Here is a 12849-nt window from a genome sequence, read left to right as displayed (position 1 = left end):
TCATAATTTTGTATTTATCAGCTTTTTTAAATAAACTCCATATGAGCTTTTAGATTGTTTCTCAATTAGTTTTTCAAGCCTTTCTCTATCAATATAGCCCATCCTAAAAGAAATTTCCTCTAAACAGGCTATTTTTAAGCTTGTTCTCTTCTCTATTGTCTTTACAAAGTCTGTTGCTTCTGCCAATGCCTCATGCGTTCCTGTATCCAACCAGGCATATCCTCTGCTCATTATCTGCAATTTCAGCCGCTTATTGTTCAAAAATGCTTGGTTTACACTAGATATTTCCAGTTCCCCCCTAGAGGACGGTTTTACTTTTTTTGCAACTTCAATAACAGAGTTTGGGTAGTAATAAAGTCCAATTACCGCATAATTTGATTTTGGTTTACTGGGTTTTTCCTCTATTCCAATTACGTTGTGATTTTCATCAAATTCGGCAACTCCATAGCGCTCAGGATCATCTACATAATAGCCAAAAACAATAGCCGATTGCTCTTCCTTGACCAATCTAACCGAATTTGCAAGTTGCTGTTGAAAACCTGAACCATAAAAAATATTATCCCCCAAAACCAGACAAACATCATCTTCTCCTATAAATTTTTCTCCAATGATAAATGCTTGTGCCAAACCATCTGGAGATGGTTGTTCCTCATATTCCAAATTTATGCCTAGACTTCTACCTGTTCCCAATAGATTTTTGAAATTGGGTAAATCCTTTGGGGTTGAAATAATAAGAATTTCCTTGATTCCCGATAACATTAAAACCGAAAGCGGATAATATATCATCGGTTTATCATACACAGGCAACAATTGCTTTGAAACAACTTGTGTTAAAGGATATAACCTGGTTCCGGAACCTCCTGCCAATATTATTCCCTTCATAGTTTATTGATATTGTTTTTGATAGTACTCTAAGTATTCTCCTGAAGTCACATTAGAAAGCCACTTTTTGTTTTTAAGATACCAATCTATCGTTTTTTCAAGTCCTTCTTCAAAAGTAACTGAAGGTTTCCAGCCCAACTCTTTACTTATCTTAGTGGCATCTATGGCGTAACGCAAATCATGCCCTGGCCTATCTTTTACATAAGTAATTAGCTTTTGGGAACTTCCGGAATTCCTTCCTAGTTTTTTATCCATCAATTCACAAAGTAATTCAACCAAATCTATGTTTTGCCATTCATTAAAACCGCCTATATTATAGGTGTCTCCATTTGTTCCATTATGGAATACTATATCAATCGCCCTTGCGTGATCTTCTACATAAAGCCAGTCTCTGGTAAACTTCCCATTTCCATAAACGGGAAGTGGCTTATTCTCAATAATGTTATTAATAAACAGCGGTATTAACTTTTCTGGGAAATGATTAGGTCCATAGTTGTTTGAACAATTTGAAACAACATACGGCAATCCATATGTTTCACCATAGGCACGTACAAAATGATCCGAACTTGCTTTTGATGCGGAGTATGGCGAATTTGGGTCATATGCTGTCATCTCTGTAAACAAACCTTCCATACCCAAAGATCCATATACTTCATCTGTACTAACATGATAAAACCGCTTGTCAGATGTACTTTCTCCCCAAGCATTTCTTGCGGAATTCAATAAATTAACTGTTCCTATCACATTTGTTCTAACAAAAGCAAGTGGGTCAGTTATTGATCTATCAACGTGCGATTCAGCAGCAAGGTGAATTATTCCATCAAACTCATGTTCTTTTACAAGTTTTTCAACAAATTCTCCGCTAACAATATCTCCCCTAATAAAATGATAGTTGGGCCTCTTTTCAATATCTCTTAGGTTCTCTAGATTTCCTGCGTAAGTAAGAGCATCTAAATTGAAAATCTCATATTTTGGGTATTCTAGTACGAAACGTCGAACTACATGAGAACCAATAAATCCAGCTCCACCTGTTACAAGTATAGACTTAGTTTGAGCCATGTATGGTAGCTTTTCTGTTGAGAAATCGAATGAATTCCATTGTAAAAAATAATCCAACAAACAAAAACGGTATCAATACCAAGTTTTTTCCAAAAAAAGGTTTAACTACTTGTTTTGATTTTCCAAAATTAAGCACAGTGATTGGTTCATTCCGTATTTGCATTTCTAGTTTTTTTCGTTCTGAATTTTCAATTAATTTATTTTTCAATTCAAAGAGACCTGTTACATCCATAGGCTTTTCATTATCCAAAGAAATTGTGTTATCTGCCGATTGGCCTTTATCTTCAAGAATGCTTTTGGTGTAGTTTGCGATAATAATATCTATTTGTTGAATTAGAAATTCATTTTGCTTTATCCGAGACGAGGCATTTTCATTGCTTGTTTTTAAGAGCCGATTGAAAAACTCAACGTCATTAATGTATTCCAATATCTTCTTAGCAAAAAGCTGTCCGTCCTTTGGATTTTTGAAGGTAATTATTATCCTATGATTTATAACACTGTTTTTGAGCATTTCGGATCGCAAGAGATCTGAAAAATCTGAGTTGTTTTGAAACTTCTCCAAAAGCTCAAGAAATTCAAAATCTTCCTTTTTGTCTTTTTTTCCTTCTATTGGCTCAACCGCAATTTCATATTGGCCCAAATTATCAGTCGGAATATCTAAGCTTTTAAAAAAAGATGTGTCTTTAGATTTTATATTACTCTGAATCTCGTCAATTACGTCATACAAATAATTTTTACTATCCAAATTTGGTTTCACTATAACTTCTATCTTCTTCTTTTCCTCGGTAATCTGATTAAGGCCATAGCCTATTCCTAAACCCAACAATATCAGGCCCCCCAAAATAAATGCGCGTCTTTTTAAGTATAGAAACAATCTCAGGAAACCTATTCCCAGCTTGTTAAATCCTCTACCTATCATCTGGAACAATTGTCCCAAATCTATCTCATCAGACGTGTTATGGTTTTTTTGTTGTTCTTCCATACTATCAGCTGAATATTTGCTTTAAAATTCTATCCGTTATAAGGTACGTAGGTTTTACCCCAGTTGTTCCCAATCCTCCAGAAGCCAAAGTGCTTCCAGTTTCCAAAGGGTTATCTGAGGCATAGTACGCATACCTAACTTTTACCTCTTTGTTTATACTCTTCCTTATTTTAGAGGCTGACTGTATTGCTTTTTGATAATGCACTCCTTCCATTTCCAAGCCAATTACATTCCATGTCGATTCTTTAAAAAACTTAAGAATATCTTTGTTTTGAAGTGACGTTCCTAATACGGTAACCATGGTTCCCTCCAAAACCTTTAAACCTTGTCCTTCAAAATCTTTGGAACATAGTTCGTTTTCAAATGGGTAATTATCCGCAGTACCTTCAAAAATATGTGCTGATGGTATCATCAAATCTCCTTTACCTCCTTCCAAAATTCCTGCTTTTCCCATTATGGAAATTGAATCTACATTTAGAAACCGTTTGTTTGCTTTATTTTCTATTGGTTTTAATAACTCATCAATAGTCTCATAAGCCTGTTCCCCAAAAGCATAATCCATTACAAAAATAACCGGTTTCCCATCTTCTTGAATTTCCTCATCAAAATCATAACAACATGCTCCTTTTCCAAATTTTGCAGAATCAAATATCTGTATATCGATATTGGCGCCGGAGTTATCATCTAAGAAAATCATACCGTTCTCCTCAGCCCAAGTCCTAACCTTTTTTTGAAATCCTTTGTTCTCAGCAGAGCTCAATGCTTCATAAATGTCCAATGATTTGGAAATTGGAAATTCCTCAGATAGCGCTTTCCTGGCAAAAAGAGAGTTCATAACACTGTGCATATTTGCACTTATAATATGAATGGGTCTATGTAAAAGATTTTGCTCTTCTAAGGTGTTCTTTATAGTTTCCGCCCAGCGCTCACCATGTATGTGGTGACCCAGTCTCTCACGGAGCAACGGACTGAATGTGATTGTCCTTTTGTTTCCAGAGACCTCTTCTTCTATGGCCAACTTTCCCAACCAATACATAACGTTGAGGAAGCGGTCTTTTTTATTGATGGTTTCGAGTCTTTTATGCATTTCCACAACCTCTTCATAAGTTCTACCCAGTATATTTGCGGTGTGGATTAATGCTACCTCCCTTTCAGCGTCTTCTTTTTCCTCTTTTTCCACAAACTCAACAAGTTTTTCCCAGTCTCGGATAGTGGCTTTTCCATCATCTACCAAAACGCGCTTTGATATTTTTCCCGACTCAACAAAAAGAAAGGTAAGGTGGGTTAAAATGTCATAAATATCGCTGCGGCCTCTTGTAATTTCAATGTTCATTTGCTCATCGTCAATACGGTAGCAATTTCTTCTACGCTTGGGGGGGATTATAGGTTTCAAGTGTGATTTAGAAAAACCTTCATCAGAAGTTAAGTTTATAAAGCGACATTCCTCAATTCCCTCTGGCAAACGTTCTAGGACGTAAATAAGACCATTGAGTTCGGCCTTCTCTTCTGCTATGCTTCCATAGATTTCAGGGCGTAAAACCAAAAGTGCACTCCGTAGTGCGTTACCAGATACACCAGATGGTTTATAAAACCCACGGTTGAGCAGGTGACGCATGGTGATATATAGCCGTTCTATGGCATTTGTTGATTCCTGCGCCCGGGTTGTTTGTTTTATTCGTGTAGCCATCTTAACTTCTGGCAAAAATACACGAATTCCGAAGAATGGAGCATCTTTATTTTACCCTACTTCCGAAAAGGTTTTAATCCCTCTGCGACCTTTCTGTCATTGGCCAATCGCTGTACTTTGTTCTGCCCTCCCAATTTGCCAATGGTTTTCATATATCCTTTGAAACCCCCTATTTTTATTTGGGTAATCTTAAGTGGCTGCAGAATCTTACCCTCAATCAAGTCAAAATAATAACTGTTCTGGTTTTGCATGCTTTGATCAATATCCAATAAAAACTGACTAAGTTCTGAAGGTTCATTTTCAAATTCTATGAACCACTCATGATAGGGCAGTTCTCCTTCTTTGGGTGATGGTTGTGGTGCCACAGTAAATTCATTTACCACGGCGTCTGAGTTGGAAACCGCCAATTTTAAGGCTTCCTCCACTTCCTTGGCAATCACATGCTCACCAAAAGCAGATATAAAGTGTTTGATTCTTCCAGAAACAACAATCTTAAAAGGGTTTTTTGAAATAAACCGAATGGTATCGCCAATGTTATAGGCCCATAATCCTGCATCGGTTGAAATTATCATGGCATAATCAACATCCAGCTCAACCTCGGCCAAGGTTAAACGTTTACGGTCTTCTGAAAAGAATTCATCGGCTTTAACAAACTCGTAAAATATTCCCGAATTCAGCAAAAGAAGCATTCCAGGGTCCTTTTGTGAGTTTTGGTACGCAAAAAACCCCTCACTTGCTGGAAAAAGTTCTATGCTGTCCACCGATTTGCCTATCAGCTTCTCAAATTTTGAGCGATACGGCTCATAATTGACTCCACCGTAGATAAAAAGCTGAAAGTTTTTAAAAATATCTCCCACCTTTTTTCCGGTCTTTTCCTGTAGTTTTTCGAAATACATTTGAACCCATGAAGGGATGCCCGCAATCACTGTCATATTTTGTGATTCCGTTTCTTCAATAATTTTATCCACCTTGGTCTCCCAATCTTCAATGCAATTGGTTTCCCAACTAGGCAAACGATTTTTTTGGAGATAGCCAGGCACATAATGTGCCGAAATTCCAGACAGTCTTCCCAGTTTAATTCCTCCTTTTTCTTCCAACACTGGGCTGCCTTGAAGGAAAATCATTTTTCCATCAACAAAGGCGGTATTTCCAGTTTCATCAATATAATTCAGAATAGCATTCCTGGAAGCATTTACCTGATGTTTTATAGACTCCTTTGTAATTGGAATGTATTTTGCCCCTGAAGTGGTTCCTGAAGTTTTTGCAAAATAAATGGGTTTTCCTGGCCATAGTACATCTGTGTTGCCAGCTATTATTTGCTCAACGTAGGGTTTTAAATCCTCATAGTCCCTAATAGGAACTTTGCCTACAAAATCTTGATGGGTTGTTATGTCTTGGAAATCATGGTCCTTTCCAAATTGGGTAAATCTAGCTCGTTCAATGAGATTTTCAAAAACCCGAGTTTGTGTGTTTATGGGATTATTTACCCATTTACTGGTCTTTTTCGCAATAGAGCGGGCAAACCATTTGGCAGCAATAGCTTTTAAGGACATTTACTTAAAGTCTATGTAGTTTAGCGGATTTATGGGTTTACCATTTTTCCAGAGTTCAAAATGAAGATGTGGACCTGTTGTTAATTCACCGGTATTGCCAACCTCTGCTATCACCTCTCCCACTCTTACCAAGTCGCCCTGTGATTTGCTCAACGATCCGTTGTGCTTATAAACCGAGGTCAAATCATCTTGATGTTTAACAATTATAACATACCCTGTTTGCGAAGTCCATTCGGCAAATAGCACAGTCCCGTTGGCCACAGATTTAACGGGAGTTCCCTTCGGAGCTGCAATATCTACAGCATAATGTTTCAAACGCGCATCAAAACCTTGGGAAAGTGTACCATTCAGTGGGGAAAACAATAACGCTTCCACATTTTCCACACTTCGTTCAAATAAATTATACTTGTCTTCCAGCTCTACCTCTTCTCTTAACAACAAGTCCTGACGTATCGGGGTTAAATCTACCGTTGAAGGATCCAATTTAAAACGCTCGAACAAAGAATCTCTATTGGTCTCATTATTTTCAATATCTCCTTTGAGAACCATTCGAATATTGTCTAAATACCTATTGGTATAATCTAGAACTGTCACTAATGAATCTGTTTTATAGGTAAGTTCCGTAGCCTGTCTTTTTAATCTTGTAGAGGAATAACCCGGTATATACTCCCTTAATGGTGTAAAGGCTATAATGAGCGTGGTAAGGCCAATCAAAACAATGATGAACAATGTTCCGGTGACAAAAACGTTCATCCGGTTCAATTTAAAAGAAATCTTTTCCTCAAAAGTATTCTCATTGAGAATAACCAAACGATACTTGTGCAACAGCTTTCGCCTGAGTTCTTTGCGCTTTCTTTTTTTGGTAGCCATAATGACAAAGATAGCTTTAGATTTTAATTCAGATGTTAAGCTTTTTAAAATGCTTTTGCCAGATTTTACGGTTAATACAATCTATGTCGCCAATTTTCGTTAATACAAGCAACGATGTGCTATTCTTTTAGTACTTTTACACTCTATTAGCAAGAACTTAATATCATGATTGCTTTAAATATTTTTCTCGGAATGCTTGGCCCTTGGCAAATTGTATTGATTGTAGTGGTTGTCCTTCTCCTTTTTGGTGGAAAGAAAATTCCTGAATTAATGCGTGGTCTGGGTAGTGGAATCAAAGAATTCAAGGATGCATCTAAGGAAGATGAGAAATTGGACGGTCCAAAAGAGTCTGACTCTTAGGCTTCTTTATTGTTTTAAACATTCCTCAAGGCCCTACTAGCGGTACATTCATCGACCAATAACTACATTATTTGGGCTTACATGCCACAAAAAATACCTTTCACAACAAAAAGTTATTTTGCCCTTAAAGGTATTTTACTTTAGCATTTGATAGTAAAACTAGGTTTAAGCCATCCTATTTCAGCTTATTACACCTAACTAGCCTAGTTTTGGAAAGAACAACAATGAGAAAGCTGTCTTTGGTTATTGCCCTCGCTTTCATGTCTGGACTCAACGCCCAGGATGTTTCCTTTATTCAATTTGAAGATGTAAAGGAAGAGTCTAGCGCTGAAACACAATCAGAAACATCTGGTGAAGAAGAAATTCCCAAAACTCTGAAAGAAGAAGAGGGTTCTCAAAAAGGCGTAAAAAATGGTATTGCAGAAAAACTTATAAACAAAGCTAACGGATACTTCGATAAAATGTGGTATGCCGAAGCAGCTCGAATTTATGATATTGTCCTTGAAGAAAGTGACCAAGAACATACTTTTGAGCTATTGTCAAAAGCCGCTGAAGCTCATTACTATAGTGGCAACATGGAGAAATCTTATATATGGTACCATGAGCTCTACCAAAACCACAAAGAGAACATCACTGAAGAGAGTTTCTTTAAATATAACCATAGCCTAAAGGCAAATGGGCGATATAAGAGAGCCGCTAGACTTACCCGGCTGTTTCGTCAGAAACGTGAAAAAACGATAAAAGTACAGTCCCGTGAGAATCCCATTTGGGATAATTCTACCTATGTTGAAGTTAAGAACATGGCAATAAATTCAAAATATTCCGATTTCTCTCCTATGTTTCATGGAGATGGGAAGGTAGTTTATGCCTCTGCCATGGACTCCTCTTTCTTGACCACAAGACGCTATCGATGGAACAATCAACCATTTTTGGATTTGTATGTAGCCCGCCAGAACGGATCACAGGAAGATTTAGTTGGTGCCGGAAAGCTTTCAAAAAAAATCAATACAAAGTACCATGAAGCTTCCGTTGCATTCTCTCCAGACCAGAAAACCATTTACTTTACCAGAAACAACTATGGAAAGAAAAAGAAGTTAAAGAGAGGTAAGAAAGGAGTGAATCATTTAAAAATTTACACCTCCAATTTTATAGATGGAGAATGGACCAAAGCAACAGAGCTACCGTTTAACAGTGAAAACTATTCCAATGGACATCCATCAGTAAGCCCAGATGGCAAAAAAATGTATTTCGTATCCGATCGCCCAGGTGGATTTGGCCTAACCGACATCTATGTGGTTGACATTTTGGAAAATGGGAAGTTCTCTGAGCCCAGAAATCTGGGTAAATCCGTAAATACTCCGTACAAAGAGATGTTTCCCTATGTAACTGGGACAAGTTTATATTTTTCTTCAGACAGGACCATGGGAGTAGGAGGGCTGGACATCTATAAGTCCGACTATTCCGGGGAACTCTTCAATGTGGCGATAAACATGGGTAAGCCCGTCAATAGTAATCGAGACGATTTCTCATACATAATTGATGAAGAAGGTCAAAAAGGATATTTTGCCTCTAACCGTAAAGGAGGTAAAGGTGATGATGATATCTATTCTTTTAAAAACATCCTTAACCTAAATGCAATAGCTGGTGTTATAAACAATATAGAAAATGAAGAGCTTCTGGATAACGTTACGGTCGCTTTGTTCAATGAAGAGGGAGAGAGGTTAGTGGAGACCACAACAGATAGTTTGGGTAATTTTGTGTTTGACGAACTTCTTCCATCCAAAAAATATAGTTTGGTCGCATTGAAAGAAGGGTTTGTAGAGGAAAAAATCCAAGTGAGCACCAAGAACAATGAAAGGATTTTTCTGGAACAATCCATAACTCCAATTAAAGAATTGGTAGTTCGCGAAAATGAAGTGCTCAAGGTAAATACCGAGAACATCTATTTTGATTTTGACAAGTTCAATATAAAGGCACAGGCTGCAGAAGAATTGGACAAGTTGGTGGATTTAATGAAATCCCATCCCGAAATGGTCATTCGTATTGAATCCCATACAGATTCTCGTGGAACCAGAGCTTACAACAAGTATTTGTCTGATAAGAGAGCCAAATCTTCAAGGGACTATATTGTTTCCAAAGGAATAGAAGCCTCCCGTATTGAAAGTGCCATAGGATATGGCGAAGAACGTCTTTTGAATGATTGCGGCGATGGCGTGCGTTGTAGCGGACAAAATCATAATCTAAACAGAAGGTCAGAGTTTATCATTGTAAACATGTAAGCCCTCTACCAAAATTCCTTTTTTACCTTACCCTTTTACCCATTTGCAATCCCTAGATTGCATTTCATCGATACTTTTCATCTTTAAGACTTATCGCAGGCAATACCGTTAATCGATAAAAGTATGAAGGTCGTGGGAGTTAAAGATACCCCCGATGTTTTCATCATTCTTTTTCTGCATTTTGTCCTTCACTTTCTTCAAGTCCAAAGCGAAAGCGCAAAATTTGTCTTGTCTTTAAATCTTAAAATATATACTTATGAAAAGATTATTACTTGTTAAAGAGATTTATATGGAGGCTTTTAAAAACTTAGGCCACATCATCTTGGAAAGATATTTTAAAGTGTTCTCCTGGTTTTGTTTCATTATGTTCTTTATAGTGCTATACGCATTCGTTTTCAGAATAGCCACAGGATTCGCTTTTGACTAAAAAATACTCTTAAGCATTTAAAGAACGAAAAAGCCCGGCACTTAGAACATGCTGGGCTTTTTTGAATCTATTCTTGAGATTTTTGTACGGCTACGAACCTATTTCCGATTCAAACTTAACGGTGCGTAATATTGCCTCTAGCTCAAACATATAATCCCTTTTTTCTGCTGAAGGCGCAAAAGTGAAACCTTCTAAAACCAACTTTCTTTGGTTCGCTTCGTCATTTATGATATACGTTAAAAATGGCCCGGCCATGGGATATCCGCTTATTTCCCATATTCCTCTTGCTTCGGCGGCTTTTTTTCCGCCAATTTCTGCAGGAAGCACATAAGGCGCAAAAGCCTTTTCCGTAATCATAAATGTATTTTCATAAGGGCCGGGAACGTGCATTTTCCCTATGGAGTCCCTCATTTCTATGATGTCACGCACGAAGGTGGAATCCGTCGAAAAGCTCTCTTTGGGCATTTCATAAGCAATAATGTTCATGGTGCCTTTAGGAATTTGAATATCCATCCAAACAAAGTTCTTTTCGCGCTTTCCAAGTTTATATAATGAAGGTATGCGCAACGAAATGCCCAACTCTTCCTGCAAAGCCTTTTCCTTGCTTAAAGAGCGCGTAAATCTTTTCTGGGCTTCGTTTATTTCAACCTCTTTAAATGAGGAAATGGCCTGACCGGATAGCTTTTCGATATTTCCAGCAAGGTCATTATATGTCTCTCCTTTGATGACCGCAACTTTTTGTGGTTCTGCATACACATTGGTTTTAATGTGCGCCAAGGATAGGCTGTCCTGTTCCACAAAAAGAACAGATCTTGAATGAGTCACAGCTCCTTTAAATACCTGAGGGGGAATCTGCGTAATGCTGAAAATAGGCTCTGCCTGAGGTAATCCCAGAACTTGGGCGGCAAAATGTTCCCTTACCTTGTCTCCTACAGCACCTTTCCATAATTCAGTATCCATGACCACCATAAGAGAGTTGATTCCTCCCGTGGATGGTGGTAAAAAGCGTTCTTTCTTGCCTGAATCTTTACAAGCAAACAAGGCCATCGATAAGATGACCAGTAGTGTTCCAAATTTTTTCATATTGTTCTAAAGTTACGAAGAACACTCGCACAATTTAAGTTTTGTGCCAGGTTTTAGATTGTTCCCACTAATACCGTTCCATTCTCGTAAATTATCCACAGAAATTCCTGGATATTTTCTGGAAATTGTCCAAAGCGAATCACCACTTTGAACAACATGTATCTTTCCTGCCTTTGCCGCTCCTTCAGTGGACACCTTTGGCTTTGAAGTTTTCGCAACCTTTTGAGTATACGGCTTTCTTGGAAATATAGTGAGACGTTGTCCTACTCTTAAGTTATTACTGCGAAGTCCGTTCCATCGTTTTATCTGACTTACGCCCACGCCATATCGCTCAGCTATCTTGCCCAAATAATCTCCACTGCGGACTTTGTATCGTATCTGATTTTTGGTCTCTACCAGCTGTGGCAGGGGTTTTTCCAAAGAATCCAATTCCTTTTTGGCATAGGCATAAATGGCTTCTTCGTTGTTCACAAATGCTCCAATCTTGGAGACAGGCAAACGGAGTGCGTATTCTTTTCCTTTGATTTTTGGAATAATGTTCAGCTTGTAGGCAGGATTCAACATTTCCAATTCTTCTTTGCTGATATCCACCAGTCTTGAAATCTGGTCAAAGGTGATTGTGTTTTTAACAATGATGGTATCCGTTTCAAAATACGGACGATCCACATTTACTTTATTAAGGCCATGCTCATCGGCATATTCAAAAATGTACATGGTGGCCAAAAAAGCGGGAACATACCCTGCTGTTTCACGGGGAAGGTTCCTTCTAATGTTCCAATAATTTTTATATCCTCCGGATCTTCGGATAGCTTTGTTTACATTTCCAGGTCCAGAATTATATGCGGCCAGTGCCAAATCCCAATCGTTAAAAATACCATAGAGTTTGGACAAATATTTTGTAGCAGCCTTGGTGGCCAATATAGGATCGTTCCTTTCATCCACATAACTGCTTACATCCAAACCATAAATTCGGCCAGTACTGTACATAAACTGCCAAAGACCTTTGGCTCCAACCCTTGATCTTGCTCTTGGATTCAATGCAGATTCCACTATGGCCAAATATTTCATTTCGAGTGGAACATCTTGATTGTCGAGTTCTTGCTCAAAAAGTGGAAAATAGAATTGGCTAGCAGTCAACATACGCTCCATTAAACCTCTTTTACGAACCAAAAATGATTTAATTACACTTTCCAGTGAGGGATTATAGGCAATGTTGAATGGTGTTTTTTCATTGAGTCTGGCCAATCTTGCTTTCAAAGTATCCGTAGGCAGGTCAATTTCATACGTTTCCTTTTCATCGGAACTTTGAACTTCAGCATACATTTCAGTGAACCAATCTGCACTTTTTGAAAGCTCTTTAAGCCAAAGGCTGTCGCTTTTTCGTGCTTCTTCCAAATCCTTCAGTTCAAACTTTCCATTGGTTCCTTTTGAGATAATCCCATCCATCTGGGAAGAGATGGAAGAATCATCAATTGAAATGGAATCAACAACAATTTGAGGGCTTGTTGATGAAGATATTCGCGTGCTATCCGCTTCTTGGGCTGTTATAAAAACCCAAGAAAATAGAAAAACCAACGATAAGGTTGCTTTACATTCTAAATTCATTTTTGGACTGGATTTGGTTCGGAACAAACGAAAATGGCTTTTTTTTCCGAAAAACTAAAACT

At 37.9% G+C, this 12849-nt stretch carries 11 protein-coding genes; 3 read left to right on the top strand and 8 right to left on the bottom strand.

Translation table 11 applies throughout. The annotated features are described in order from the left end of the window. The 6 genes from rfbA to ACOKFD_RS12385 are packed head-to-tail and all read right to left on the bottom strand — an operon-like array spanning position 1 to position 7033. On the bottom strand, positions 1 to 882 hold the full coding sequence (rfbA, locus tag ACOKFD_RS12410; RefSeq protein ID WP_422858211.1) for a glucose-1-phosphate thymidylyltransferase RfbA: 882 nt from the start codon (positions 880 to 882) through the stop codon (positions 1 to 3). A 3-nt stretch (positions 883 to 885) separates the two neighbouring features. Beyond that, complete coding sequence (gene rfbB, locus ACOKFD_RS12405) at positions 886 to 1941, bottom strand: dTDP-glucose 4,6-dehydratase (RefSeq protein WP_422858210.1); 1056 nt, start codon at positions 1939 to 1941, stop codon at positions 886 to 888. Next, positions 1928 to 2923, bottom strand: coding sequence for a hypothetical protein (locus ACOKFD_RS12400; protein WP_422858209.1), 996 nt, complete (start codon positions 2921 to 2923; stop codon positions 1928 to 1930). Before ACOKFD_RS12400 ends, rfbB begins: the two co-directional genes overlap by 14 nt. A gap of 4 nt (positions 2924 to 2927) precedes the next feature. Next, positions 2928 to 4610: a DUF6909 family protein gene (locus tag ACOKFD_RS12395; protein WP_422858208.1), complete on the bottom strand. Its 1683-nt coding sequence runs from the start codon at positions 4608 to 4610 to the stop codon at positions 2928 to 2930. A 56-nt stretch (positions 4611 to 4666) separates the two neighbouring features. Beyond that, complete coding sequence (locus tag ACOKFD_RS12390; protein WP_422858207.1) at positions 4667 to 6163, bottom strand: GH3 family domain-containing protein; 1497 nt, start codon at positions 6161 to 6163, stop codon at positions 4667 to 4669. After that, positions 6164 to 7033, bottom strand: a complete 870-nt coding sequence (locus tag ACOKFD_RS12385) for a M23 family metallopeptidase (protein WP_422858206.1) — start codon at positions 7031 to 7033, stop codon at positions 6164 to 6166. A 165-nt stretch (positions 7034 to 7198) separates the two neighbouring features. On the opposite strand from ACOKFD_RS12385, the gene tatA reads away from it, so the two are divergent. From tatA to ACOKFD_RS12370, 3 genes are all read left to right on the top strand, one after another. Next, the gene (gene tatA, locus ACOKFD_RS12380; protein WP_298996120.1) at positions 7199 to 7393 is read left to right on the top strand and encodes a twin-arginine translocase TatA/TatE family subunit; all 195 of its coding nucleotides are present in this window, start codon (positions 7199 to 7201) and stop codon (positions 7391 to 7393) included. 209 nt (positions 7394 to 7602) lie between these two features. Beyond that, a complete protein-coding gene (locus tag ACOKFD_RS12375) occupies positions 7603 to 9672 on the top strand; it encodes an OmpA family protein (RefSeq protein ID WP_422858205.1) in 2070 nt (689 codons plus the stop codon). 256 nt (positions 9673 to 9928) lie between these two features. After that, positions 9929 to 10099: a DUF6747 family protein gene (locus tag ACOKFD_RS12370; RefSeq protein WP_298996123.1), complete on the top strand. Its 171-nt coding sequence runs from the start codon at positions 9929 to 9931 to the stop codon at positions 10097 to 10099. A 90-nt stretch (positions 10100 to 10189) separates the two neighbouring features. Here ACOKFD_RS12370 and ACOKFD_RS12365 read toward each other — a convergent pair whose 3' ends face one another. Both ACOKFD_RS12365 and ACOKFD_RS12360 read right to left on the bottom strand, forming a co-directional pair. Beyond that, the gene (locus ACOKFD_RS12365) at positions 10190 to 11182 is read right to left on the bottom strand and encodes a DUF4837 family protein (RefSeq protein WP_422858204.1); all 993 of its coding nucleotides are present in this window, start codon (positions 11180 to 11182) and stop codon (positions 10190 to 10192) included. Positions 11183 to 11194: 12 nt separating this feature from the next. Beyond that, positions 11195 to 12787, bottom strand: a complete 1593-nt coding sequence (locus ACOKFD_RS12360; protein WP_422858203.1) for a LysM peptidoglycan-binding domain-containing protein — start codon at positions 12785 to 12787, stop codon at positions 11195 to 11197. Positions 12788 to 12849: the final 62 nt, after the last annotated feature.

Source organism: Flagellimonas ulvae (genome assembly GCF_049333175.1).
In the GTDB taxonomy this organism is placed as follows: domain Bacteria; phylum Bacteroidota; class Bacteroidia; order Flavobacteriales; family Flavobacteriaceae; genus Flagellimonas.
Note: the sequence above shows the minus strand (reverse complement) of the source record. Positions and strands in the feature narration are given on the sequence as shown.

Coding starts and splice junctions, on each gene's coding strand:
- rfbA (WP_422858211.1), bottom strand. CDS start 882: ATGAAGGGAATAATATTGGCAGGAGGTTCCGGAACCAGGTTATATCCT.
- rfbB (WP_422858210.1), bottom strand. CDS start 1,941: ATGGCTCAAACTAAGTCTATACTTGTAACAGGTGGAGCTGGATTTATT.
- ACOKFD_RS12400 (WP_422858209.1), bottom strand. CDS start 2,923: ATGGAAGAACAACAAAAAAACCATAACACGTCTGATGAGATAGATTTG.
- ACOKFD_RS12395 (WP_422858208.1), bottom strand. CDS start 4,610: ATGGCTACACGAATAAAACAAACAACCCGGGCGCAGGAATCAACAAAT.
- ACOKFD_RS12390 (WP_422858207.1), bottom strand. CDS start 6,163: ATGTCCTTAAAAGCTATTGCTGCCAAATGGTTTGCCCGCTCTATTGCG.
- ACOKFD_RS12385 (WP_422858206.1), bottom strand. CDS start 7,033: ATGGCTACCAAAAAAAGAAAGCGCAAAGAACTCAGGCGAAAGCTGTTG.
- tatA (WP_298996120.1), top strand. CDS start 7,199: ATGATTGCTTTAAATATTTTTCTCGGAATGCTTGGCCCTTGGCAAATT.
- ACOKFD_RS12370 (WP_298996123.1), top strand. CDS start 9,929: ATGAAAAGATTATTACTTGTTAAAGAGATTTATATGGAGGCTTTTAAA.
- ACOKFD_RS12365 (WP_422858204.1), bottom strand. CDS start 11,182: ATGAAAAAATTTGGAACACTACTGGTCATCTTATCGATGGCCTTGTTT.
- ACOKFD_RS12360 (WP_422858203.1), bottom strand. CDS start 12,787: ATGAATTTAGAATGTAAAGCAACCTTATCGTTGGTTTTTCTATTTTCT.